This window comes from Nesterenkonia rhizosphaerae, from assembly GCF_039544555.1.
Taxonomy (GTDB): Bacteria; Actinomycetota; Actinomycetes; order Actinomycetales; family Micrococcaceae; genus Nesterenkonia; species Nesterenkonia rhizosphaerae.
This window is the reverse complement of record NZ_BAABLW010000007.1, coordinates 387,685-409,660: the sequence shown is the minus strand read 5'-3', so window position 1 is coordinate 409,660 and position 21,976 is coordinate 387,685. Positions and strand designations below refer to the sequence as shown.

Sequence of the window (21,976 nt, the reverse complement as noted above, 5' to 3'; positions counted from 1 at the left end):
CCGCCTCAGCTGTAGCTGCCCACCAGGGCAGTAATGATCAGTCCCCAGCCGTCCACCAGGACGAACAGCAGGATTTTGAACGGCAGCGAGATCATCACCGGCGGAAGCATCATCATGCCCATAGACATCAGCGCGGAGGCCACCACCAGGTCGATCACCAAGAACGGCACGAAGATCACAAATCCGATGATGAAAGCCGCGCGCAGCTCCGAGATCATGAAGGCTGGGATCAGGGTGGAGAGCGGCACATCCTCAGGGCTTGCTGGATTCTCCATGGAGGCCGCCCGGTGCATCAGCGCAATATCTTCCTCACGGGTGTGGGCGATCATGAATTCGCGCAGCGGGCCGGAACCGGCTTCCAGCGCCTGCTCAAACCCCATCTCGCCGCCGGTATAAGGCCCTATGGCAATGTCATTGATCTGCGTGACCACCGGGGCCATGATGAACAGTGAGAGAAACAGCGCCAGCCCGGCCAGCACCTGATTGGGCGGGATGGTCGGCAGCGATATGGCATTGCGGGTCAGCGCCAGCACCACGAAGATCTTGGTGAAGGAGCTCATCATCAGCAGCAGCGCCGGCGCCACCGAAAGCAGCGTCACCGCGATGAGCACCATCATCGCCGAGCTGGGGCTGCCGTCTGGTCCGTTGATCTCTACGGAGAGCCCGACGACGCCCACGCTGCTGAGCCCCTGGAGTTCAAGCATCGGTCAGTGTCCCCGCCGGTTCTTCAGTGCCTGGGCTGCCTGGCGCCAGGTATCACGGGAGAACACTGCCGCCGGTGACGGGGCCGTCTTCTGCTGCTGCCGAGCCGCACTGAGATAGCTGAGGAAACTGCCGTTGGGCTGATCTAGGCCAGAGTGCTCGTGCCCGGATTGCTCCCGACCAGAGTGTTCCTGGCCAGTGCGTGCCGGGTCAGAGTGTGCCGCGTTAGTGTGTGCCGTGTCAGACGGTGCTGGCTGGGCTGGACTGTATTGCCGGGTAGGGCTGTACGGCTGGGCAGGGTTCTCCAGCGGAGCGGAGTGTGCCAGCTGGCCAGGCGGGGCGGGAAATGCTCTGAACTGGGTGGGGTCTTGTCCCGCACCGCGCAGCTTATGGCGGTCCAAAGTGGTCACGGAATGGTCGGTGACACCCAGGACGTAACGACGCTCGTCAAATTCCACCACCACCACCGAAGCTTTGGCGCTGAGTCCCTGACGGGCGATGACCTCAATCTTCTGTTCCTTGCTGCTGAGACCTCGTGCCGCCACTCGTCGGCCCAGGAACCAGATCAGCCCAAGGACTGCGGCCAGTGCGACGACTACCCGCAGGAAGACGAAGAGCGGCTCAGCCTCTGCCACTTAAGAGATGCCCTCGGCGGCGTCGAGGATCCGGGTAATACGCACACCGTAGTCCTGATCCATCACCACAACCTCACCCTGGGCAATCAACCGCCCGTTGAGCCGCACATCAGCAGGCGCACCGGCGTTGCGGTCAAGCTCAATCACGGCCCCGGGCTCCAGGGCCAGCACGTCCCTGACGGAGACGCGGGTGCGGCCGATCTCCACGGTCAGCCCCATCTGCACGTTGTTGAGGCGGTTGAGCCGTGCCGCCACACCAGCATCTTCTGAATCAGCGGGCATTGAAGCCCGCACAGCCTGCACGACCGCGCTCGCGGGATCCTGAGCAGCATCACGAAGTCGGACCGCAAACCAGCCTGCTGCCCGGGTCTGGCCGTCAATGTTTGCCTGCAGGATGAACAGTGCACTGCGCTCATCATCCAGCAGTGCCTGAGCGGAGTCAGCAGGGGCGTTGGAGAGTACGCCGTTGCCCAGAACTCCCACCGCAGCTTCCAGTGCTGGCCGCAGCACGTCGTCTATGGCCACCAGGGTGGGGTCCAACGCCGCAGAGTCACCCAGCACACTGGGGTCCAGATGGACGGCAAGGTCAGCGTTGGCCTGTCCTACAAAGGAACCTGCGGCGAGGTGACCGGCCCCGCTGAAGATCGCGTCGTCGTGGGCTGTCGCCACGGGCTGCGGGGTCACGGGTGTGCTCACAGGCAGTGCTGCCGCGAGTGCCTGAGCTGCGGCGGAGGCCTGAGCAGTCATAGCGCCGGTGGATTTCGGCATGGTGTCAGTCATAGTGCTTCTAGACTCGGCTTTCTTCAGTGGAGACGACGACGGCGGCTATCCGGCCGGATTGATTTCCTGCGACCGCGCTCCCGAGCCGCTGTCCATCAACGGTCAGAAGCAGCGGTCGGTCTGCAGGATGCGGCAGCGGAAGCACATCTCCCACTGCGAGGTTCAGGACCTGGGCCGGAGTGATGGTGGTATCTGTCACGGCCAGGGCCAATTCCATGGGGACGCTGACCAGGTGCTCGCGCAGCGCGTCCTCGGCGTAGTCCTCTTGAACTGCGGTGGATTCCTCACCCAGCTGCGGCAGGACGCTCTCTGCCGGAATCGCCAGGCTGGACTGCACGGTAGCTTCACCCACCTGGACGGTAAATGCTGCCGTGATCATCAGATCTGACTTGGCAGCAGCCTGCGCGAACTGCGCGTTGTGATGGATAGTGCCCACAGCCAGAGGTTTTTTCAGCAGCCCGCCGAGTGAGTAGTGCAAGTCCTCAAGAGTCTCAGTCAACAGGTTGCTGATGAGCGTCTGCTCGATCCTGGTGAACTTCCGCTCCTCAGCGACGATCGCCGTAGGGCTGCCCAGAATATGCGAGACCCAGTTCAGTGCTCCGGCGGCTGGGAACTGCAGCACGGCGTGCGCATCCGAGCCGCTGACTGTGCACAGCACCATCGCGGTGGCTGGAGGCAAACTCGCCACGTAATCGTCGTAGGTCATCATCTCGACCTGGCCCGGTGTGACCGAAGAGAGCACACGGACTCGAGCAGTGAGCTGGGTGCCCCACTGCCGAGCGAAGGTCTCGAAGGCCAGTTCAAGGGTGCGCGAATGTTCGCGGGAGAGAGTGGTGGGTCGGCGGAAGTCGTAGAGAACCGCACGGCGTTTCTCCACCTCTTCCGGAGGTATGACCGCGCCGGTCTTCTCGGCGAGAAGGTACATCACAGCTTCCACCATCGGCACCTACCCAGCACAGCGTTAGCAGTTCGGGGGCGAGTTTTTCCTGCCGCGGCTATTGGCGGGAGGCCGCCGGACCGACCGGAGCCGTACTCAGCTCTGGCAGCAGGTCACGCACGCGTTCAACCTCATCGGAGAGGATAGTGACGTCCACCCGGCGGTTGCGCCACAGATCTTCGCTGATGGGATGTTCATGCCCATAACCGACCGCAATGATGCGTGCCGGGTCGACGCCGCCGCTCTCTACCAGCTCCCGCAGCACCCCGGTGGCCCGCGATGACGACAGCTCCCAGTTCGTAGGAAACGGATCGGCAGGGGTGCGGTGATCGGCATGGCCGCCCACCTCGTACTGACGCTCAGCTTCGCTCAGAACTGGGGCAATGGCCGCGAGCACTTCCACACCGTCTTGAGCAAGTTCTGCACTGTTGGATTCGAAGAACGTCTCCGCACCTACCAGGCGCACCGTGAGCCCGCGGCTGTCCAGCGCAAACTCTGCACTGCCCTCGTGTCCGGCTGATGCCAGGCGCGCCTGCAACTGCCGCTGCAGTTCCATGAGGTCGTTGACCTCCTCCTGAGCGGCGGCCCGCAAGTCTGCTTCGCCCTCGAGCTCTTGAGCATCTGGCAGGGTTGTCAGCAGGCCTTCCTGCCCCACCAGCTCAGAGGAGACCACCACTCCTTCAGCAGTATCTGCATACTCACTCTCGGTCACGCCAAAGCCCGAGGCCAATGAGGATCGCAATGCCTCGTATTTATCCTGGTCCACAGTGGACATCGCGTAGAGCACGATGAACAGACACATCAGCACCGTGACCATATCCATATAAGAGGCCATCCAGCGATCCGGATTATCTGCTCCCTGTGCCGCACTCATCAGCCTTGCATGGCTCCGTCAGTCGCCGGGGTGGAAGCGGGCGCCCCGGTTTTCCGTCCCGCTCCACTGAGTTCGTCCTCAGGCACCATGCCTTGCAGCTTCTCCTCCAGAAGCATCGGCTGGATGCCCTCCTGAATGGCCAGCAGCCCCTCCCTGACAAGATTCATCCGGGCGGTTTCAAGCTGGCTGAGCCGGCCGAGCCGGGCGCCCAGCGGCAGCCACATGAAGTTCGATGACACCAGGCCCCACAGTGTCGCCACGAAGGCCGCAGCGATCATATGTCCCAGTTCATCGGGCTCTGAAAGGTTCTCCAGCACATGCGTCAGCGAAACCACGGTGCCGATGATGCCCACAGTGGGTGCATAGGCGCCCATAGAACTGTAGAAGCGGGCGGGCACGGCGTCGGCAGCTTGTTTAGTGCTGATGTCATCATCAAGCTGACCCCGCAGGGCTTCGCCGTCGATGCCATCTGCCATTGACTGCAGACCACGCGCCAGGAACTCATCTTTTGTGCTGCGCGCTTCCGCCTCCAGCGCCAGGAGTCCTTCGGTTCGCGCGATCTCCGCCAGTGAGACCAGTCTTTGGATCTGCTCCGCCGGCGGTCCTACCTTCCCGCGGAAGGCTTTGGGCAGGGCTTGGAGGGCACGCAGACCATCCTTCAGGGTTCCTCCGGCCAAGGTGATCGCAATAGTGCCGAAGAACACCAGAATCATCGGCGCGGGCAGGAAGATGCTCATGATGTTCGCGCCCTCGAGCACGATCATGGCGAACATGGCCAAGAAGGCCAGCAGTAGGCCTACTAGTGTTGCCGGATCCATCAGCCGTCCTCCCCCCTGACAGTGGGCTGGGCAGCTGCTGCTACTACTCGAGCCCGGTAACCGATGATGAGTTCTACTACCTGCTGCATTGCCTCGGTCACCACATAGCGTTCGCCGTTGACCATCAGCAATACGGTGTCCGGGTGCTCTTGGATGCGTTCAATGAGGTCAGGGTTGACTGCAAAACGGCTCCCGTTCAGCCGGGTCACGACGATCATGTATCCGTCCTTTCAGGATTCACTGTCGGCCGGTGAGGCGGGAGCCGTTAGCTGGCTCAGCGTTTGAGGTTGGTGAGCTCCTGCAGCACTTCATCACTGGTGGTGATGATTCGGGCATTCGCCTGGAATCCGCGCTGGGCGACGATCAGGTTGGTGAACTCCTGCGAAAGGTCCACATTGGACATCTCCAGAACACCGGAGACCAGACTGCCCACGCCCGCCTGTCCCGGTGCCATGAAGTTCACGCCACCTGAGTTCGCGGTGGCGGTGTAGCCGGATTCTCCGACCTTTTCGAGTCCGGCGGGATTGTCCACCTGGCCAATCACGATCTGGGCGATCGTCTGGGTGGAGCCGTTGCTGAAACGTCCGGTGACTGTGCCATCAGTACCGAGGGTGTAAGACTGAAGGACACCAGCGGCGTAGCCGTCCTGGCCGGTGACAGCGGCGTTGTCCAGCTCCGCGTAGCTGGTCAGAGCCGAGAGGTCCACGGTGACGCCGGCAACGGTGACTGCAGCTCCGGTGAGTGCGCCGGTGGCCGCATCCCGCTGGAGTGTTCCGGTAGCTGTGGCGTCGCCTGCTGCCGCCTCCACACCCCAGCCGTCGCCCGTGCGGGTGAAGGTCAGCGTCAGCGTGCTGCTGGTGCCATCTGCATTGAAGATCTCGCGGTCGATGGTACGGGTCTCTCCCACAGTTGCCTCAGCGGGAAGATTGCCAGAAACTGTCGCATTGCCGGTGGCCTGTCCGGGGACGGTCAGGCCGGTGGGCAGCACGATGTCCTCCAGTGCCCCTCCGGCAGGCAGAGCACCATTGACCGCCATACGGCCCTGAACGATCCCACCGTCGGGGCTGACCAAGCGGCCAGCGGCGTCGAAGTCGAAGGATCCTGCTCTGGTCAGCACCTGCTGGCCGCCTTTGTTGAGCACAAAGAAGCCATCGCCGGAGATCATCATGTCCGTGGCGCGATCCGTGCGCTGGGCGGCACCCTGGGTGAAGTTGGTGCTGGTCCCTGCCACCTGGACGCCGAGGCCCACCTGGGCCGGGTTGCCGCCGCCGGTCTCTGCACCGGGTGCGGCAGCGCCCTGGGTGATCTGGCTCAGGGTGTCCTGGAACTGGGTGGACTGGCCTTTGAAGCCAGTGGTGTTGACGTTGGCGATGTTGTTGCCGGTGACATCAAGCATCGTCTGGTGGGAGCGGAGCCCGGAGATTCCGGAGTTCAGTGAGCGAAGCATCTCTTAGGTGCCTTTCTGGGGGTAGTGAAGCAGGTCGGCGGAACGTGAGGGATGGGGTCAGTCTGTGGACGCTGCTGCGTCTTCGGACCGGGGGCTGGCGACAGCCGCAATCGCGGAGTAAGGGTAGGGGGTGCCATCGATGGCGACGGTGGGACCGGCGGGGCCGAAGGATACTGCCGTCACCGTTCCGGTGACCGGTTCTGCGCCGTCGGTGGTGACGACCTGGCCGATCAACGCAGTAGCAGCACTTCGCTGTCCCATGCCCAGCAGCTCCTTCTGAGCAGTGGCCATGGCAGTCAGCTGTTCCATGGAAGCCAGCTGAGTGGTCTGAGTGATCATGTCATTAGTGTCCATAGGTGAACTCGGGTCCTGGTTGGACAGCTGGGTGACCAGCAGCGACATGAATACCTCGCTGTCCATGGTCTGCTTCAGCTCACGGCCCGGTGTCATAGCCTCGTTGCCTGTTCTGCGGGCTTGGTCAATGAGCGCAGGGTCCACAGCAGGCCCTTGCACCCCGGATATGGGCGTCGGCGGCATAGTGTTGTCTCCTCTATCTCTCAGGCCAGGATTGCTTCTCAGGCCAGCAGGTCCAGGCCGGATGGTGGGCGAGTGAACGACAGGCTGCCAGAGGCTGGCCGATCTTCGTGGTCCGCATCGATCTCACGGTCCCGGGCATCTACAGGCTGCAGACTCGATGTCGCATCAGGGGACTGTGCCGGATCACGTGATTCAGCCCCCAGCTGCTGCCCACGCTGCTGATCAGGACGTGGCTGTTGGTCAGTGCGCTGATCCGGGCGCTGTTGATCTGAACGGTGCTGATCAGCAGCTGGGGCGTCTGCATCGGATACTGTCACGGCACCGGTTCCGGCGCCGAGGCCGGCCAGGTCGCGACGCAACTCGGTCAGCATGGCGCGCAGTGCCTCGCGACCGGACTCATGAGGTGCGAAGAGTTCGATACGCAGTCCCTCAGCTCCCAGGCTTGCCCGGACGGTGACCGGCCCTAGGTTCTCCGGAGCCACATTGATGGTGAGCACCTGCTGCCCCTGCCCGCCGCTGAGAGCTGCTGCGGCGGCGCTGCGCGCGATGGGACCTGCCAGCTGGGCATTCAGCGGCGGTGTGTTGCTGCTGCCGGGCATGCGGCCTGTCTCGGTGACAGCTTCAGCAGGTGCAGCGGCAGGCTGCATGAGTGGCGCTGCCCCAGCGGGATTCTCCACCGGCGTTGGCGCCGCCGTCGCGGTGGGGCCGGGAACTGAGCCAGGGCTCATGACCGGCTGCGACTGGGTGATCTGGGACTCCGGTACGAACTCAGCCGCTGCAGTGACTGGCTGACCAGCGGCTGGTGAAGTTGTCCCGACGGCGTGCACCGGAACCGTGAGCCCGGCAGATGCAGCCTCCGGGTGGGCACCGACTGGAGCCGGGAAGCGCCCCTGAACGGCTCCCGAGCTGTTGACTACCGGCTCGGAATCGGTCAACTGCTCACTAGGACCGGGCTGATCGAGGTGGCGGGCATTGAGATTCAGCTCAGCTGGCAGCGCTTCATCCTGCAGTGCGGCTTCCTCGTTCGACCCCGAGCCCACTGCCTGGGCAACGCTGTGCGTCAGTGTGCTCTCCACAGCTGCCAGGGTCTGCGCCGGGGCTTCGCCGGAGGGTATACCCAAGGCCGAGGTCTGCGCCGTCGTGTGACCTTGGGTTCCGGTGAGGCCCGCTGTCCACTCCCGCCCAGTCCTGAGAAGCTCAGCGCCCGGGAACACCGCCGATAGCGAAGAGATCCGGTGAGGTTCCGCCTCGTGGGGCGGCATAACTACCTGCGGAACCGTCTCAGACTGACCAGGTTCACGCTGGGCGCCCTCCGGAGCTGCTGAATCCGGTCCTGCTGTGTCAGGTGCAGGGTCATCTTGTGCTGCCTCATGAGCCGTTATGTCATGCACTGGGTTCTGAGCCGCTGGGTCTTGAGACGCAGGGTCCTGAGGCGCTTCGCCCTGATACACCGAGCCATGGAGTCCCGTGTGCTGATGTGCAGTCGCGGGAACAGTCTGGTGCTCGGTCGAAGCCGGATCAGCTGCCACTGGCTCAGCCTCACCGGCAGTAGCGGGACCGGAGCGTGGACGCGCAGTATCTGACCGCACCTGCTCTCTGGCGTTGCTGAGCAGCTCTTCAAATCGGCTGGCCTGTTCCCCCGCCGGGGATGCGGCACGGCCGGCGCGTATGCCACTGGCTGGCGAGGATGAGGTGAGCAGTGGGCTCGTCAGCTGCGCTCCGGATGTCATCGCTGCGTCCCTTCTGACATCCGTTCACTTGCACCGACAGCAGCCTCAAACATGGTGCGCTCGGCGGCCACCTGATCTGCCGCGTTGAGCCTCACTGCGCTGGCCTCACTCCCGCTTCCGGACTGCGCAGTATCTTCCACCACCCGGCGGATGGTCATGATGCCGCGACTATCCGTCACGTGGCTGACCGGATCGATGGCCACCGACCGGCCGGGCCGGGGCGCGTGGATCATCTGCCCCTCCCCCACGTAGATCCCAATGTGTCCGCCTTCGTGGGTGACGATGAGATCTCCGGGCCTTGCCTCGTCCAGGGATGGAACTTCCTCTCCCATCCGCGCCTGATCGATGGCAACTCTGGGCATGCTCACGCCAAGTTCGCTCAGTGCCAGCTTGACCAGACCCGAGCAGTCCAGCCCGGTTCGTGGGTCGTTACCACCCCAGACGTAGGGCACGCCCAGGTATTTTCGGGCGGTCTCTACCAGCTGTTCGCCAGCGTCACCGCCGTTGGGGACAGACTCGGCCGTGCCCAGCGCGGGCAGGCTGACACTGCCTGAGGCAGCAGCAACACCCCCACCTGCAGAGAGCTGCTGCTCAGTCGACGGGCCGGAGTAACTGAGCACCCGCATCAGGGCCTCGAACTCAGGTCCGGCCATGTCAGCCCCGGAAAGCTCAGTGGCCACCGCCGAGCCCGCACTCAGAGACTGGTTGCCGGAGAGCATCCCCGGGGACGTCGCGGTAGAAGGTGCGGCACCGGCAGAGGGCGCCGTCGTGATCGGTGGCTGTGTGCCAGTGACAGCAGAGAGTGCAGATTCAATCTGCCCCACGCGGCCCAATGCGGCAACAAAAGTCATCGCGACCCTCCCTTCGCGGTGTACTGATGGCTTCGCTGAGCTGCTTCGTCGAGGACGGACTGCTCACGAACCAGCTCCTCAACCTCTTGCTGCTGCAGATGACGCTGATGGAGCTTCTCCACGACGCCGGTGGCGCGCTTGGCCTGCGAGTATGCAGACTCGGCATCCTGGACCTGCTGTTCTGCCTGCGCGGCGAGCGCATGGAGTTCTGTAAGCATGCTGCGCGATGACGAGCGCGCCGCAGCAATAGCCAATAGCGCTGCGGGACTGCTGGGGTTCTCACCACCGGTGTTGGTTTCGACGAAGCGGGCCAGCCGCTGGTTGGTGTTCTGCTGATCCTGTCGCGCTGACTGCAGGCGGCCAGCGGCCTGCGTCTCTTCCAGGTGACGCAGCCGCATCAGACCGGCCAGGGGGAACCTGCGGCTCATAGCTGACCGCCTCCAGCCTGTCGCAGCTGGTCAGCCAGGGCGTGGAGTCGCAGCAGGGTGTCCTCAAGCCGAGCTGTCTCCTGCAGTCCCTGCTGCAGGAAAGCGTCTATTGATCTCTGATGCTCCAGCGCGACGTCGACCAGCGGGTTGGCTCCGCGCTGATAGGCACCGACATCCAGCAGATCCTGGGCCGAGCGCCGGGCTGCAAGCACCCTACGCAGCACAGTGGCGTCTTCAGCATGTGCCGGAGTGATCACCCGGGAAGCGACTCGAGACACCGAGCTCAGCGCATCGATCGGTGGGTAGTGCCCCAGCGTGGCCAGCTTCCTGTCCAGGACCACATGCCCATCCAGGATGGAGCGGGCGGCGTCGGCGACCGGCTCATTATGATCGTCACCGTCCACCAGCACCGTGTAGATACCAGTGATGGTGCCGTGCTCATCGGAACCGGATCGTTCCAGCAACCGAGCCAGCAGCGAGAAGGTCGAGGGCGGGTAGCCGCGTGTGGCCGGTGGTTCTCCCACCGAGAGTCCGATCTCGCGCTGAGCCATGGCCACCCGGGTCAGCGAGTCCATCATCAGCAGCACTTTCTGGCCCTGGGCGCGGAACCACTCGGCGATCCGGGTGGCCGTGAATGCGGCTCGCAGTCGCATCTGAGCGGGCTCATCGGAGGTGGCGACGACGACCACTGAGCGCGCAAGCCCTTCTGGCCCCAGATCATCTTCCAGGAACTCCCGGACTTCACGGCCGCGTTCGCCAATGAGCGCGATGACGTTGATATCGGCTTCCGTCCCGCGCGCCACCATGGAGAGCAGCGAGGACTTGCCCACACCAGAACCGGCGAAAAGGCCGAGCCGCTGCCCTTGGCCCACAGCCGTGAGCGCATCGACGCTGCGAATGCCGAGCTGAAGCTGCTGGGCAATGCGCAGTCGACTCATCGGACGCGGCGGCGCCTGGTGAATGGGCACCAGATGGTGCTTCCCCAGGGGACGGGAGTTCGATGCTGGGCCGTCGGCGGGGCGGCCAAGGCCATCTAGTACTCGGCCGGTCAGTCCGGGCCCCACTGGCACCAGCGAGGGCCGACTGGCCAGCCGAACTTCATCACCTACGGCGGTGTGTTCCAACGGGGCCAACGGCATGCACCGCACCCGCTGACCGTGGGCGGCCACCACTTCCGCCGGCACCCGCTGCGGTCCGATTTCCACCACTGTGCCCAGCGGAACTGAGTACCCGGGGCCTAAACCGGCCTGACCCTGCAGCTCCATGTGCTGCTGCAGACCCCCGACTTCTACTCCCAGACCCAACAGCTCGGTGACTTCGCCAGCCCGGGCGGGTCTGCCGGCCTGCACAAGCGATGACAGCATCGGTGTGCTCACGCTGCGTCCCCGGAGCGAATCTTCAGTACTGCCTCCTGGCAGCGTTCCAGAGCAGCAGTAATCCGCGCATCCAGGAACCCTTCGGTCAAATCTGCCACGGCATCTCCAGGTGCCAGCCCCGGGTCGGCGTGGACGCGCACCCCAGCGTCATCCAGGGCGACCTTGTCCAGCCGCGCAGCGGTCTCCGGGTGCATCCGCACAGCGCGGATCTCTTCGGGCTCCACTTCTGCCAGTACCCGTTTCAGTGCGGCACGGGCCGCGTGGGCGCCGTCGCGAAGCTCCGTTCCCAGGATCGTCTCCGCCAGCTGAAGGACGGCTTCAATGACCTGCATCTCCAGGGTTTCCACTGCTGGCAGCGTGCGGGACTGCAGCGCGTCTGCTGCCGCGCGCAGACCCTGCAGCGCCCGCTGGTGCTCAGCGGCGTTGTCGCGTTGCTGCTGGTCAAAGCGATTCTGCAGCTGCTGCTGGTGCTGAGCTGCCTGCTGCGCGGCAGTTCGTGATCCGGCAGCGTAGCCCTCGGCGTATCCGCGGGTCCGGGCTTGAGCATGAATCCGGGCCAGCTCATGGGTGGGATCTGCGCTCAATGCAGTGAAGGCCAACGGCCGCAGAGCCGGCTGGGCTGCGCTGGAGTTGGAGGCGCTTGTCCCCCGCTCAGACCACAAGGTAGTCCTCCTCCAGGCGCTGGACGGTGATCTCGCCGCGGTTCTCCAGCTCACGGATGGACCGCACAATATCCGCGCGTGCTTCATCCACGGCCGACATCCGCACCGGCCCCAGGGATTTGAGCTCCTGGTCCAGGATGTCCCTGGTGCGCTCGGAGATGTTCTCCCGGATCGTGGTCTGCACAGATTCGCTGGCACCTTTGAGCGCCAATGCCAGGATGCCGGGATCAATGCCGCGCAGGATGAGCTGCACGTCGCGCTTCTCGAAGCGCACCAGATCGGTGAAGGTCAGCATCCGCGCCCGCACCTCCTCCGCAAGCTGTTCATCGCGCTCGGCCAGGGTCTCCAACAGTTCTTTCTCCACCGCCACCGGCGAGCGGTTGATGATGTCCACCAACTGCTGAATTCCCCCGACGGCGGCCAGCGGTTCGGTGGGAGCCACGTTGGCGCCAAGCCGCGATTTCAGCACTTCTGCCACGGTGCGCAGCGCCTCAGGGGAGGCCGGCCCCATAGTGGCCAGGCAGGCCGCGATTTCGGTCCGACGTTCGGCGTTGACTCCGGCCAGGACGGTGGAGGCGACTTCAGGTCGCAGATGCGCCAGCACCAGGGCCACGGTCTGCGGAAGTTCTTCTTCCAACAGCACCGCGATCTGCGGCGGATCCACGGTCTCGAGGAAGTCGAAGGACTTACCGGCCATCGAGGAGGCCAGCCGGTTCATCACGGTGGCGGCCTGCTCTGCACCGAAGGTGTCCTGCAGCAGACCCGCGGCGACGTCGCGTCCTCCGCGTGCTGCTGGCAGTCCAGTGGCGATGGCACCGTGGACCTCTTCCAGGACTTTCTCGATGGTCTTGCGATCGACCCGGCGCAGGCGGACGATCTCCGCGATGACCTCATCTGCTTCCAGCTCGCTGAAGTGCCGAAGCACGTCAGAGGCGTGCTGGCGGTCCATCTGCATCAGCACCAGGGCCACTTTCTGGGTGCCGGTCAGCTTTTTCGGCTCAGGGGCGGACGTCATACTGAAGCGGATTCCTCCTCCATGAGCGTACGGAGGTGTTCGGCCATCCGTTCCGGATCCTGAGCCGCCCAGGTGTTGATCTCATCGCGACGCCGCGTGGCTTCAGCTGCTGAGGAATCAGGATCGTCCTCCGGCTGCGGCGGATCAGCAGGTGCCAGCGCCGCCGGCGGAGGCAGCGGTGCGGTGATGTCAGCGGTGTGATCCGGTATAGGCAGCGCAGCAGTGTGCGTTGCCCCGGTTCCCAGCTCCGCCGCGGTCAGCGACTCCCCGAGGTCTTCGAGTTCATTTGTGCGCCTGCGCCGCCTGCGCATCAGGATGATCGCCATCACCAGAAGCAGCAGCAGGCCCAGGACCACGGCGGCGCCGATGGTCAGGATGCGCAGCAGTTCGGCTTCCTGTTCGGCGGCCGCCCGGGCTTCGGCCTCCGCCAGTGCGGCGGCTGCGGCATCGGCATCGGCTGAGCTGAATGGCACCATGGAGACGCTGACCTGGTCGCCACGGGCCTCATCCAGGCCGATGGCGGCACCGACCATCTGGGTCAGCTGCGGAACGTCAACTGCCCCTGCGGCGTCGGCGTTGACCACCACAGATACCGACTGGTTGACGAGTTCCCCGGAGGGGATGCTGCGTGTTTCGGTGATCTTGTTGACGGCGTTCTGCCGGTCGCTCTGCTCGGAGGTATAGCTGCCCTCTCCGCCGGTGCCTCCGGGGACCGCAATATTGTCGGGGCCGAGCACTCCTGCTGCACCACCGCCGGTTCCGGTGTATTCCTCGGTGATGGTGGATTCGGTCAGCGCCGTGGCTTCTTCTGGATTCTCGAAGGTCTCTTCAAGCCGTTCTGCGGACTCCATGCTCAGCTGGGCATTCACCGCCACAGTGGCGTTGCCACGGCCGACCACCTGGTCCAGCATGGTCTGAACCGACTGTGTCATCCGCTCTTCGTAGTCACTGGCCTGCCCGCTGCCGTTGGTCACTCCGAGACCCACGGCGGAGAGCAGTGTTCCCTCGGCATCGACTACTGCCACGTTTTCCGGACGCAGTCCGTCCACGGCAGCTGCTACCAGGTGGACCACGGACTGCACCTGGTTATCGGTGAAGGGCGTGCCGGAGGTGGTGCGGACGAAGATCGAGGCGGTGGGCTCTTCTTTGGTGTCTACGAACACCGTCTCTTCGGGGAGGGCCAGAGCCACTGAGGCGGCCTGGACCCCGTTGAGCGCCTCAATAGTGCCGGCCAGTTCGCCTTCGAGTGCACGCTTGTAGGTCACGGTCTGCTGGAAGTCACTGGAGGTCACCCCCATGTCATCCAGCAGGGAGTAGCCGCCGCGGTTGGCGGAGGGAAGCCCCGCTGAGGCTGCGCGGATGCGGGTCTCGTAGACCTGTTCCTCCGGCACCAGAACGGAGGTGCCACCGGCGGTGAGTTCATAGGGCACGCCGTCGGCACGCAGCTGCTCCACGATCTGGGAGGCATCCTGAGGGTCCAGGCCGGTATAGACCGGGGACATTCTCGGCTGGGACATGGCGGTGAAGAGCGCGAAGCCGCCGAGCACCAGCACCGCGATACCGATAATCGCCAGGGTGCGCTGAGCGATGCTGAATTCACTGATGCGTCCGCGCATCCGAGTCAACATGTTGGGTGCCGATGCCATGATCAGGCCTGCATCCGCATGATCTCGTTGAAGGCCTCGACCCCGCGGTTACGGAAGGTCGCGATGGTCTCCAGCGCCAGTGATGCCTGCGCGGAGGCCAGTGTGGCGTTGTGCAGATCGTTCAGGTCACCGGTAAGCGCCTGGACAGTGAGGTTCCGCGAAGTTGCTTGCAGGCCCTGGACCTCGTCCACAGCACCACCGAGAACCGAGGCGAAGCTGGTGCCCTGTGTCCCTGCTGCGCTCTGCGTCTCTGCGTTGCCCTGCGCCCCACTAATGCCCTGGGCCCCGCTAATGCCCAGTGCCCCTGGGATGGCCTGGGGCTGCTGCACATAGCCTGTCGCGGTGGTGGGCAGCACGGCGCCGATGCTGCTGATGCTGATGTCGCTCACTGCTGGGATCCGATCTGCAATGCGGCTTGGTATGTCTCGCGGGCTCGGTCGATCACGGCTGCATTCATCTGGTAGCCGCGCTGTGCCATGATCAGGCTGCCCATCTGCTCGGAGAGGTCGATATCCGGATAGCGGACATAACCGTCCTCATCGGCCAGCGGGTGGTTGGGTTCGTGCACGATCCGCCCCTCGGCATCGCCCCACTCTGTGCCAGCCACATAGACCCCGCCCTCGCCGCGCATATCGGCCTGTGCGGTGATGTAGCGGGCCTGAAATGCGGTTTCGTCTGTGGAGCGGACAGTGTTGACGTTGGCGAGGTTGTCGGAGACTGCATCTAGCCATTTGCGGTGGACCGTCAGCGCTGTGCCGGCGATTCCCAGGGCATCCATCATGGGCATATCAGGCGCTCCTCAGGGCGGTGCGGACGCTGGTGAACTGGCCGTTGAGAGCCTGCGCGGCGAACTGGTAGCGCAGCACGGTGTCTATATTCGACAGGGTCTCGGTGTCTAAGTTGACGTTGCTTCCGTTGAGCCGGGTTGGCTCCAGTGAGCGCGCCTCAGCTGGTGCGGCCGCGCCGTCGCCGGCCTGCACGGAGGCGCGCAGTGCATCTTCGAAGGACACCCTGCGGGCAGTGAAGCCCGGGGTGTTGACGTTTGCGATGTTGTCAGCGATGGCACGCTGGCGCATGGACAGACCGTCCAGGGCGCTCACAAGTGCGCGCGAAGTCACGGATTCAAACATGGCTCCCTCAAGGGCAGGGTGATGCAAGCCGGCCGATCCATGGCCTGATGTGAGGTGAGCAATCCGTGCTCACTCTGCACTGTCGGCAACAGATTCGACCCCGTTAGGAGTCCGGTACATCTTTTTCAGCCGGTGGTGTCCAGGTATCGCGAGTGGTCCGGGTCAAGTTCCGGCAGCCGGTTCAGTGCGCTGAGCTGCTGGCCGATGTCCTGCTGGGCTGCGCGGGTGCGTTCGGCGGCGTCCTCCAGCATCCCCAGCACGCGCTGGGCCTGGCTGGCTTTCTCCTGCGGCAGCGAGGTATCCGGGTGGTGCGGAAGTTGCAGATCAACCTCATGAACACCGCCGGTCTGTTCTGCCCAGTTCTGCAGTGTGGTCAGGTACGATTCCCAGTCCTGCTCGACCGACATCAGCCCACGCCCAGCAGTGAACCGGATCCAGCCGCATCGCCGGAGATGGCAGGGCTTCTCAACCCCGACGGCGGCATCGCTGCGGCAGCGTTCGGGTTTGTCTGCACCGGGGCTGCGGCTGCTTCATGCCAGGCCTGACGCAGCGGCTCCAGCAAGGTGGCGGCCTCAGCGGTGAGGGCCGCGTCATGCTCTGTATTGGCGCGGATGAGCAGACCGGTCACGAAGTTGTAGAGCGCCTGCAGCTGTTCTGCTCCGTTCCACACTTCAGGTTTTAAGGAGCTCTGCAGCTCGGTGATGATCGACTGGGCATGCAGCAGCTCCGCTGATGCGCTGGTCCAATCCTGCTGGTGCTGCGCGGCCTGTGCACGGCTGAGGTCCAGCATGAGCCGGTCATAGAGCATGGTCAGCAATCGCGCTGGGCTTGCTGCGAGGATCGCTTCACGCTGGTACTGGTTCAGGCTGTTATTCATCGATGCTCCTTTGCGGCTCTGTTGCCGTTGGTGGGCCAGATGCCGCTGCTGGTTCAGTTGTTATTGGCCCGGGGCGGCTGCGGCAGTGAGGCCAGCTGGGAGGTCAGGTACTCCATCTGGGAGTTCAGTGCCTGCATCTGCACTTCAAGGGCTGCATAAGTGCGCTCAAGGGTGGCCCGGCGGGCGGCCAGCCGGGTGTCCCATTGCAGGACCTGGTCCTCCAGCCGCCGGATGGTGGTCTCCTGGCCGGTGATTTTGCGGGTCAGGTCTCCGTCATAGCGGTCGGAGAGTCCGGTGGCCACATCGGCGACGCGAGTGGCCATGGCGGCGAACAGGTCCTGAGTGCCCTGCGGGTCCTCCTCCAGGGCTGCGGCGAATTTCTCCTCGTCAAAGGTGATCTCCCCGGTGCGGCTGATCTCAATGCCGATCTTTGACAGCGATTCACCACCCACCGGCATGATGACCGCATCGGTGATTCGGCTGCGAGCCATACGCACCGTGCTGTCGCCGGTGAGCACCGAGGCGGAGACCTCGTCGCCGTCCACATTGACTTCGCTCTGCCGCGCGATAAAGCCGAGCACGTTCTGCACATCGCTGATGAGCTTTTTTGCCTCAGCGGTACTGGCCTCGGTGTCCTGCTCCACGGTCAGAGTCACCGGCGCGGTGCTTGCCGCGCTGACGGTGACGTCCACTCCGGGCAGCAGATCGGTGAAGGTATTGGTGGAGGAGGTGATGCGGGTCTGCGCACCAGTTCCGGCCCAGAGCTCAACGACGGCGTCCTGGCCCTGTGAGGTGACAGTACTGCCGGACTGCGTGCCGGCAAGGCTGAATACACCGTCCGCGCCGGTCTCTGCAGCGCTGAGCTGCAACCGGTAGCTGCCCTCTCCCACGGCGATCTTGGCCGCAGTGACTCCACTCTCGGAGCCGTTGATCGCCGCAACGATGTCATCCAGGGAGGTAGAGGCCGCGACGATGTCTGTGGTGGTGCCATCGGCAGAGATGATCTGGAAGCTGCTGCTGTCCCATTCGGTCATGGGATCGGTGACTACCGCGTGCCGGATGGCGGTCTGCTCCACGGTAAAACTCAGACTGCCCGGGCTTGCCTGGTGGGTGGCCACTGCGGTGACCGTGTCGCTGCTGCTGAGCACTTTGTGGTGCTGCATGGCGGTGGCACCGGAGGCCGCTGTGGCAGTCTCAGCCAGTGCGGCGGTGCGGCTGTTGAGCTCCCGCAGCGCATCGGTGAAAGCGTTGGTGGTGTTGACCTGCTGAATCAGCAGCTGCTGAGGAACGGCCTCGACGCGCATGAGCTGGTCAACCAATGCAGCGGAGTCAAGACCGCTGGCCAGGCCGGGGAGTTTGATGGACATGAAGTGCTCCTGTGCGAAGGTGTCCTCACGCTCCCGACTGGGCGCGGAGCCAATGGGGGTTGGTGCCGCACCCAGTCGGTATCAGCGTGGTGGGGATCAGCCCAGCAGCTGCAGGACGCCCGAGGTGGACTGGTTGGCCTGAGCAAGCATGGCGGTGCCAGCCTGGGACAGGATGTTGGAGCGGGTGAAGTTCACCATCTCAGAAGCCATATCCACGTCGCGGATGCGGGACTCAGCAGCAGACAGGTTCTCGCGGGTGACGTTCAGGGAGTTGATGGCAGATTCCATGCGGTTCTGCTGTGCACCCAGGTCAGCGCGGGCGCCGGAAACTGCGGTGATCTGCGCGTCGATGCTACCGATGGCAGTCAGCGCGATAGCAGAATCGGTGATGTCCAGATCCTGAATGATGGTTGCCACATCAGTCAGGTTGGTCAGATCCACTGTGAGCTGGTCGTTCTCAGTGTTTCCTGCACCGATCTGGAAAGTCAGCGAAGCACTGGAGCCATCCAAAAGGTTGATGCCGTTGAAGTTGGTGTTGCCGGCGATCCGTGCGAGCTCATCGCCAAGAGCGCTGATCTCGGAGTTGATGGCCGCACGGGACTCCGCGTTGTTGGAATCGTTGCCGGCCTGGACTGCCAGGTCACGCACTCGCTGCAGGATGGAGTGAGCCTCGGTGAGCGCACCTTCGGTGGTCTGGATGACCGAGATGCCGTCCTGAGCGTTGCGAGCTGCCACTGCCATGCCGTTGACCTGGGAGCGCAGGCCCTCGGAGATGGAGAGACCGGCGGCGTCGTCGGCTGCACGGTTGATGCGCAGACCCGAGGACAGCTTCTCCAGCGAGCTGGAGAGGGCGTTCTGGGTGTTGGACAGGTTGCGGTGAGCGTTCAGTGCCGCAACGTTGGTGTTGATCTGCATGCTCATGTGAGCTTTCCTCCATGAATTTAAGGGGTATTACGCGGGTCCATCCGTGGACCTCACCCTCAGCTATCGGCACCGGAGGTCCGGTGCGTTAGCACATGGTGGAAAACTCAGCAGAATCAGCCAGCGGCTGCGATCCGCGGGTGCACTTCCGGCGGCGCAGCTGCGGCGCCGACCAGTCCTCCCCGGGCCTTCTCCCCCAGCGTGATGACGTACTGTTCGCGGCGCTTAGCCTTACTGCCCTGACCGGGTGCCGGTGCGGCTTCACTATCTCCGTAGTGCTGCTGCAGCCCGGCGCGCAGCAGCTTCATGGCCTCGGAGCGCTGCTGGGACACCGCCGAATGCGTAATGCCCAGCTCCTGAGCGATCTGGGTGACAGTGGCTCCTTCAAAGAACAGCCGGGTCACGATCATCCGCATGCGCTCCGGAAGAGCGTCCACGGCGGTGCGGAGCATCATCTGCTGCTCCTGCTCCATGAGCTCTTCTTCCGGGCACCGTCCCTCGGCCACCAGATAGTCAGACATCTCGGCTTCCAGGGCGACGACTTTGCGTCCGGCGTCCTGCAGGATCGCGGCGGCAGTTTTCTCTTCAACTCCCATGGCGGCGGCTACCTCAGCAGTTGTCGGCTGCCGTCCAAGGGCTGCGGCAAGAGTCTCTTCAGTGCTCTTGGCTTCACGAATACGTTGGCGCTGGCCGCGGCCGGCCCAGTCAGCTGAGCGCATATCGTCAGCAAAAGCTCCCATGATCCGCCGTCGGGCGTAGGCCCCGAAGGGGACGCCGTAGCTGGGATCATAGGAGTCAGCGGCAGTGATGAGCGCGATGGCGCCCACAGATGTCAGATCCTCGCGAGAGAGGTAACTGTTCCTGGCGCAGACATCAGAGACCAGGTACCCCACCAGCGGTAGGTTCTCCAGCACAAGCTGGTTCCTACTGTGCTTGTCCACAAGCATGACCCCCCAGTCATACGGGTCCCATCACGAGACCGCCATACCCAAGCCGTGCGGAAGTTGCTTCTGGCGCCTAGGCCCCCCAACAAGACAACCTGTACACGACCTTGGCGCAAGCTTATTCTTTTCTGACACTCTGGAGAGTAGACCCTTTGAGGAAAAAGTAAAAGAACCTTGTGTTGCGTGGAAGTAAACAGCGCTAACGATTCGCTGGACTGTGCCGACAGTCTTAGCTGACAGCAACAGCACTTGACGTAAGGCAGCCCGGGGAGAACGCCGCACACATAGCGCTGATTGATGACGCAGGGGCCCCACAGCCCTTATTCTCTCAACACCACTTTCAGCTCGAACCTCGCATGACCTAGGGGCCGCCGCCATGCCGATGACTTCACTCAATGCCCTGTTATGGCGTGAACGCGAAATGCTGGACCTCCTGGAGTTCAAGCTCGAAGAACAGCAGCTGCTGCTGGTGGGCGGAAAATCTCAGTGGCTCGACCGCGCCACTAAGGAAATCGATATTGTCCTGGAGAAGGTCAACGCCGCGTCGCTGGCACGCGCGGTGGAATCGGCCACAGTTGCCGCTGAACTGGGACTCGACGACGACGCCCCGTTGAGTCAGATCGTGGCAGCGACAAGCGAAGAAGCCTGGAGAGAAACGTTGGAGAGCCACCTGGGCGCTCTGCGCTCAGCCGCCGCCCGCATCGCCCAGCTGCGCGATACCAACAGCGCGTACCTGCGCAGCGCGCATCGGGCTACCCAGGAGACGCTTGCGGCACTCGACACCGACGCTTACGGCGGCCCAGGCAACTCATCATCCCCGGACGCTGACCCGCGAATACTGGACACCGAGATCTGAACGAGGACTACGCATGAGTACATTCAGCGGGCTCAATACCGCATGGACCGGCCTCACCGCCGCGAGGCGGGCCATGGAGACAGCGGGCCAGAACATGGCCAATGTCGGAACCGAAGGCTATACCCGGCAGCGTGTGGAGACCGCCGCAGCGGGAGCTCCAGCGGCGGTCGGGCGGCTTGGTGGAACACCGCAGCCCGGCCAGGGAGTGGTCCTGTTGGACGTCACTCGGCTCAGCAATCCCCAACTCGACGCCCGGGTTCGCGACACCGCGGCTCTGTCGAGTCAGACTCAGAGCATCACCGCCGGCCTGTCCGCCATCGAGGACATCTTCCGCGAACCAGGACCGGATGGTCTCTCAGCGCTGCTCGCCGAGTTCTGGTCCGGCTGGGAGGATGTCGCGTCAGCCCCCGGCAATGAAGCTCCGGCAGCAGTGCTCCTCAGTCAAGGGCAAGCCCTGGCTGACCGGCTGGCGCAGATGCACCAGGAACTGTCCTCCCAGTACCTGTCCCAGCATCAGAAGCTGGCAGAACAGGTCAATGAGGTCAACGCCACTGCTCTTGCCCTAGCTGACCTGAACCGGCAGGTCAGCACTGCCGCAGCTGCCGGAAGCAGCGTCAATGAGCTTCTGGATCAGCGCGACCGCATGACTGAGCGCTTGGCTGAGCTGACTGGAGCCGAGGTCCGCAACCAGCCTGATGGATCCGCTGAAGTGTTCATCGGCGGCACCCCCCTGGTCACCGGAGGAACTGCACGGGCCTTGCAGCTCAATGGTTCCGCAGTACTGGGCCAGGGCGGGGTGCAGCTGAGCTGGTCGCATCGGCCTGAAGGTGGAGCGGCCACTATTCAGGGCGGAGCGATCGCCAGCTCGCTGACCATGCTCGCCACGGCTGATGACGCTGGCTCCGGTGGGCCCATTGCGCAGACTGCTGCTGCCCTGGACGACCTCGCCACAGCGCTGGCTGACCAGGTCAACGCCGTGCACCGGGAAGGCCGTACCGTAGCCGGGGAACCCGGTGGCGATTTCTTCACGCTGGATCCGGATCGCCCGGCCGCAAGCCTCGCAGTGGCGATCAGCGGTGCCCGGGAGCTGGCTACCGGAGGTCCGGGCCACGGAAGTCTCGATGGTTCCAATGCCCTGAAGATCGCCGAGCTGGCCGCTTCCCCCGGCGGACCTGACGCCTTGTGGACTGCTCTGGTCACCAGCACCGGCACTGCAGTCCGCAACGCCGCCCAAGCTTCAGTCAACGCATCGGTCTCCTATGTCAGCAGCGTGGAGCAGCAGCGCAGCCATTCGGCGGTCTCGTTGGATGAGGAGAATATTTCACTGCTGACTCACCAGTACGCCTACCAGGGAGCAGCGCGAGTGATGACTGCCATAGACCAGATGCTTGATGTTCTGATTAACCGCACCGGCGTCGTCGGCCGCTAGTCTTAGGCGAGATA

Annotated in this window: 26 protein-coding genes; 2 read left to right on the top strand and 24 right to left on the bottom strand. The window is 63.9% G+C overall.

The window, feature by feature from the left end:
* Window positions 1-5 precede the first annotated feature (5 nt).
* The 24 genes from fliP to ABEA23_RS07490 all read right to left on the bottom strand — a co-directional run bounded on the left by fliP (window position 6) and on the right by ABEA23_RS07490 (window position 19,680).
* Window positions 6-704: a flagellar type III secretion system pore protein FliP gene (fliP, locus tag ABEA23_RS07605; protein WP_345477458.1), complete on the bottom strand. Its 699-nt coding sequence runs from the start codon at window positions 702-704 to the stop codon at window positions 6-8.
* Window positions 705-707: 3 nt separating this feature from the next.
* Entirely contained in the window at window positions 708-1,337 is a 630-nt protein-coding gene (gene fliO, locus ABEA23_RS07600) for a flagellar biosynthetic protein FliO (RefSeq protein WP_345477457.1), read from the bottom strand.
* Entirely contained in the window at window positions 1,338-2,117 is a 780-nt protein-coding gene (fliN, locus tag ABEA23_RS07595; RefSeq protein WP_345477456.1) for a flagellar motor switch protein FliN, read from the bottom strand.
* A gap of 7 nt (window positions 2,118-2,124) precedes the next feature.
* The gene (locus ABEA23_RS07590; protein WP_345478643.1) at window positions 2,125-3,042 is read right to left on the bottom strand and encodes a flagellar motor switch protein FliM; all 918 of its coding nucleotides are present in this window, start codon (window positions 3,040-3,042) and stop codon (window positions 2,125-2,127) included.
* Between the two features lie 70 nt (window positions 3,043-3,112).
* Window positions 3,113-3,928, bottom strand: a complete 816-nt coding sequence (locus ABEA23_RS07585; RefSeq protein WP_345477455.1) for an OmpA/MotB family protein — start codon at window positions 3,926-3,928, stop codon at window positions 3,113-3,115.
* Window positions 3,928-4,746 (bottom strand): motility protein A, encoded by an 819-nt coding sequence (locus tag ABEA23_RS07580; protein ID WP_260072454.1) that lies wholly within the window; start codon window positions 4,744-4,746, stop codon window positions 3,928-3,930. The genes ABEA23_RS07585 and ABEA23_RS07580 overlap by 1 nt, the downstream gene beginning before the upstream one ends.
* The gene (locus ABEA23_RS07575; RefSeq protein WP_260072453.1) at window positions 4,746-4,964 is read right to left on the bottom strand and encodes a flagellar FlbD family protein; all 219 of its coding nucleotides are present in this window, start codon (window positions 4,962-4,964) and stop codon (window positions 4,746-4,748) included. Before ABEA23_RS07575 ends, ABEA23_RS07580 begins: the two co-directional genes overlap by 1 nt.
* Window positions 4,965-5,020: 56 nt before the next feature.
* Complete coding sequence (locus tag ABEA23_RS07570; RefSeq protein ID WP_345477453.1) at window positions 5,021-6,193, bottom strand: flagellar hook protein FlgE; 1,173 nt, start codon at window positions 6,191-6,193, stop codon at window positions 5,021-5,023.
* A gap of 57 nt (window positions 6,194-6,250) precedes the next feature.
* Complete coding sequence (locus ABEA23_RS07565; protein ID WP_345477452.1) at window positions 6,251-6,730, bottom strand: flagellar hook assembly protein FlgD; 480 nt, start codon at window positions 6,728-6,730, stop codon at window positions 6,251-6,253.
* Window positions 6,731-6,768: 38 nt separating this feature from the next.
* Window positions 6,769-8,460: a flagellar hook-length control protein FliK gene (locus ABEA23_RS07560; RefSeq protein ID WP_345477451.1), complete on the bottom strand. Its 1,692-nt coding sequence runs from the start codon at window positions 8,458-8,460 to the stop codon at window positions 6,769-6,771.
* Complete coding sequence (locus ABEA23_RS07555) at window positions 8,457-9,311, bottom strand: C40 family peptidase (RefSeq protein WP_345477450.1); 855 nt, start codon at window positions 9,309-9,311, stop codon at window positions 8,457-8,459. The genes ABEA23_RS07560 and ABEA23_RS07555 overlap by 4 nt, the downstream gene beginning before the upstream one ends.
* Window positions 9,308-9,739: a flagellar export protein FliJ gene (locus ABEA23_RS07550; protein WP_345477449.1), complete on the bottom strand. Its 432-nt coding sequence runs from the start codon at window positions 9,737-9,739 to the stop codon at window positions 9,308-9,310. The genes ABEA23_RS07555 and ABEA23_RS07550 overlap by 4 nt, the downstream gene beginning before the upstream one ends.
* Window positions 9,736-11,103 carry a FliI/YscN family ATPase gene (locus tag ABEA23_RS07545; protein WP_345478642.1) on the bottom strand — a complete coding sequence of 456 codons (1,368 nt, stop codon included), beginning with the start codon at window positions 11,101-11,103 and terminating at the stop codon, window positions 9,736-9,738. Before ABEA23_RS07545 ends, ABEA23_RS07550 begins: the two co-directional genes overlap by 4 nt.
* A gap of 8 nt (window positions 11,104-11,111) precedes the next feature.
* On the bottom strand, window positions 11,112-11,777 hold the full coding sequence (locus ABEA23_RS07540; RefSeq protein ID WP_345477448.1) for a FliH/SctL family protein: 666 nt from the start codon (window positions 11,775-11,777) through the stop codon (window positions 11,112-11,114).
* Complete coding sequence (gene fliG / locus ABEA23_RS07535) at window positions 11,767-12,792, bottom strand: flagellar motor switch protein FliG (protein ID WP_345477447.1); 1,026 nt, start codon at window positions 12,790-12,792, stop codon at window positions 11,767-11,769. The genes ABEA23_RS07540 and fliG overlap by 11 nt, the downstream gene beginning before the upstream one ends.
* Window positions 12,789-14,438, bottom strand: coding sequence for a flagellar basal-body MS-ring/collar protein FliF (gene fliF, locus ABEA23_RS07530; RefSeq protein ID WP_345477446.1), 1,650 nt, complete (start codon window positions 14,436-14,438; stop codon window positions 12,789-12,791). Before fliF ends, fliG begins: the two co-directional genes overlap by 4 nt.
* Window positions 14,439-14,440: 2 nt before the next feature.
* Complete coding sequence (fliE, locus tag ABEA23_RS07525) at window positions 14,441-14,827, bottom strand: flagellar hook-basal body complex protein FliE (RefSeq protein ID WP_345477445.1); 387 nt, start codon at window positions 14,825-14,827, stop codon at window positions 14,441-14,443.
* Window positions 14,824-15,225: a flagellar basal body rod protein FlgC gene (locus ABEA23_RS07520; RefSeq protein WP_345477444.1), complete on the bottom strand. Its 402-nt coding sequence runs from the start codon at window positions 15,223-15,225 to the stop codon at window positions 14,824-14,826. Before ABEA23_RS07520 ends, fliE begins: the two co-directional genes overlap by 4 nt.
* Window position 15,226: 1 nt before the next feature.
* Complete coding sequence (locus ABEA23_RS07515; protein WP_345477443.1) at window positions 15,227-15,568, bottom strand: flagellar basal body rod protein FlgB; 342 nt, start codon at window positions 15,566-15,568, stop codon at window positions 15,227-15,229.
* A gap of 125 nt (window positions 15,569-15,693) precedes the next feature.
* A complete protein-coding gene (locus ABEA23_RS07510) occupies window positions 15,694-15,975 on the bottom strand; it encodes a hypothetical protein (RefSeq protein ID WP_345477442.1) in 282 nt (93 codons plus the stop codon).
* On the bottom strand, window positions 15,975-16,445 hold the full coding sequence (gene fliS, locus ABEA23_RS07505; RefSeq protein WP_345477441.1) for a flagellar export chaperone FliS: 471 nt from the start codon (window positions 16,443-16,445) through the stop codon (window positions 15,975-15,977). Before fliS ends, ABEA23_RS07510 begins: the two co-directional genes overlap by 1 nt.
* Window positions 16,446-16,498: 53 nt before the next feature.
* On the bottom strand, window positions 16,499-17,812 hold the full coding sequence (gene fliD / locus ABEA23_RS07500) for a flagellar filament capping protein FliD (protein WP_345477440.1): 1,314 nt from the start codon (window positions 17,810-17,812) through the stop codon (window positions 16,499-16,501).
* Window positions 17,813-17,908: 96 nt separating this feature from the next.
* Complete coding sequence (locus ABEA23_RS07495) at window positions 17,909-18,733, bottom strand: flagellin N-terminal helical domain-containing protein (RefSeq protein WP_345477439.1); 825 nt, start codon at window positions 18,731-18,733, stop codon at window positions 17,909-17,911.
* A gap of 116 nt (window positions 18,734-18,849) precedes the next feature.
* On the bottom strand, window positions 18,850-19,680 hold the full coding sequence (locus tag ABEA23_RS07490; RefSeq protein WP_345477438.1) for a sigma-70 family RNA polymerase sigma factor: 831 nt from the start codon (window positions 19,678-19,680) through the stop codon (window positions 18,850-18,852).
* 373 nt (window positions 19,681-20,053) lie between these two features.
* On the opposite strand from ABEA23_RS07490, the gene ABEA23_RS07485 reads away from it, so the two are divergent.
* Together ABEA23_RS07485 and flgK are read left to right on the top strand one after the other, a co-directional pair.
* Entirely contained in the window at window positions 20,054-20,533 is a 480-nt protein-coding gene (locus ABEA23_RS07485) for a flagellar protein FlgN (RefSeq protein WP_345477437.1), read from the top strand.
* Window positions 20,534-20,546: 13 nt separating this feature from the next.
* Complete coding sequence (flgK, locus tag ABEA23_RS07480) at window positions 20,547-21,962, top strand: flagellar hook-associated protein FlgK (RefSeq protein WP_345477436.1); 1,416 nt, start codon at window positions 20,547-20,549, stop codon at window positions 21,960-21,962.
* The last annotated feature ends 14 nt before the right edge of the window (window positions 21,963-21,976 follow it).

Bases quoted from the DNA above. Each gene is read 5' to 3' on its own strand.
- fliP (WP_345477458.1), bottom strand. From the start codon at position 704: ATGCTTGAACTCCAGGGGCTCAGCAGCGTGGGCGTCGTCGGGCTCTCC.
- fliN (WP_345477456.1), bottom strand. From the start codon at position 2,117: ATGACTGACACCATGCCGAAATCCACCGGCGCTATGACTGCTCAGGCC.
- ABEA23_RS07590 (WP_345478643.1), bottom strand. From the start codon at position 3,042: ATGTACCTTCTCGCCGAGAAGACCGGCGCGGTCATACCTCCGGAAGAG.
- ABEA23_RS07585 (WP_345477455.1), bottom strand. From the start codon at position 3,928: ATGAGTGCGGCACAGGGAGCAGATAATCCGGATCGCTGGATGGCCTCT.
- ABEA23_RS07580 (WP_260072454.1), bottom strand. From the start codon at position 4,746: ATGGATCCGGCAACACTAGTAGGCCTACTGCTGGCCTTCTTGGCCATG.
- ABEA23_RS07575 (WP_260072453.1), bottom strand. From the start codon at position 4,964: ATGATCGTCGTGACCCGGCTGAACGGGAGCCGTTTTGCAGTCAACCCT.
- ABEA23_RS07570 (WP_345477453.1), bottom strand. From the start codon at position 6,193: ATGCTTCGCTCACTGAACTCCGGAATCTCCGGGCTCCGCTCCCACCAG.
- ABEA23_RS07565 (WP_345477452.1), bottom strand. From the start codon at position 6,730: ATGCCGCCGACGCCCATATCCGGGGTGCAAGGGCCTGCTGTGGACCCT.
- ABEA23_RS07560 (WP_345477451.1), bottom strand. From the start codon at position 8,460: ATGACATCCGGAGCGCAGCTGACGAGCCCACTGCTCACCTCATCCTCG.
- ABEA23_RS07555 (WP_345477450.1), bottom strand. From the start codon at position 9,311: ATGACTTTTGTTGCCGCATTGGGCCGCGTGGGGCAGATTGAATCTGCA.
- ABEA23_RS07550 (WP_345477449.1), bottom strand. From the start codon at position 9,739: ATGAGCCGCAGGTTCCCCCTGGCCGGTCTGATGCGGCTGCGTCACCTG.
- ABEA23_RS07545 (WP_345478642.1), bottom strand. From the start codon at position 11,103: ATGCTGTCATCGCTTGTGCAGGCCGGCAGACCCGCCCGGGCTGGCGAA.
- fliG (WP_345477447.1), bottom strand. From the start codon at position 12,792: ATGACGTCCGCCCCTGAGCCGAAAAAGCTGACCGGCACCCAGAAAGTG.
- fliF (WP_345477446.1), bottom strand. From the start codon at position 14,438: ATGGCATCGGCACCCAACATGTTGACTCGGATGCGCGGACGCATCAGT.
- ABEA23_RS07520 (WP_345477444.1), bottom strand. From the start codon at position 15,225: ATGCCCATGATGGATGCCCTGGGAATCGCCGGCACAGCGCTGACGGTC.
- ABEA23_RS07515 (WP_345477443.1), bottom strand. From the start codon at position 15,568: ATGTTTGAATCCGTGACTTCGCGCGCACTTGTGAGCGCCCTGGACGGT.
- ABEA23_RS07510 (WP_345477442.1), bottom strand. From the start codon at position 15,975: ATGTCGGTCGAGCAGGACTGGGAATCGTACCTGACCACACTGCAGAAC.
- fliS (WP_345477441.1), bottom strand. From the start codon at position 16,445: ATGAATAACAGCCTGAACCAGTACCAGCGTGAAGCGATCCTCGCAGCA.
- fliD (WP_345477440.1), bottom strand. From the start codon at position 17,812: ATGTCCATCAAACTCCCCGGCCTGGCCAGCGGTCTTGACTCCGCTGCA.
- ABEA23_RS07495 (WP_345477439.1), bottom strand. From the start codon at position 18,733: ATGAGCATGCAGATCAACACCAACGTTGCGGCACTGAACGCTCACCGC.
- ABEA23_RS07490 (WP_345477438.1), bottom strand. From the start codon at position 19,680: ATGCTTGTGGACAAGCACAGTAGGAACCAGCTTGTGCTGGAGAACCTA.
- ABEA23_RS07485 (WP_345477437.1), top strand. From the start codon at position 20,054: ATGCCGATGACTTCACTCAATGCCCTGTTATGGCGTGAACGCGAAATG.
- flgK (WP_345477436.1), top strand. From the start codon at position 20,547: ATGAGTACATTCAGCGGGCTCAATACCGCATGGACCGGCCTCACCGCC.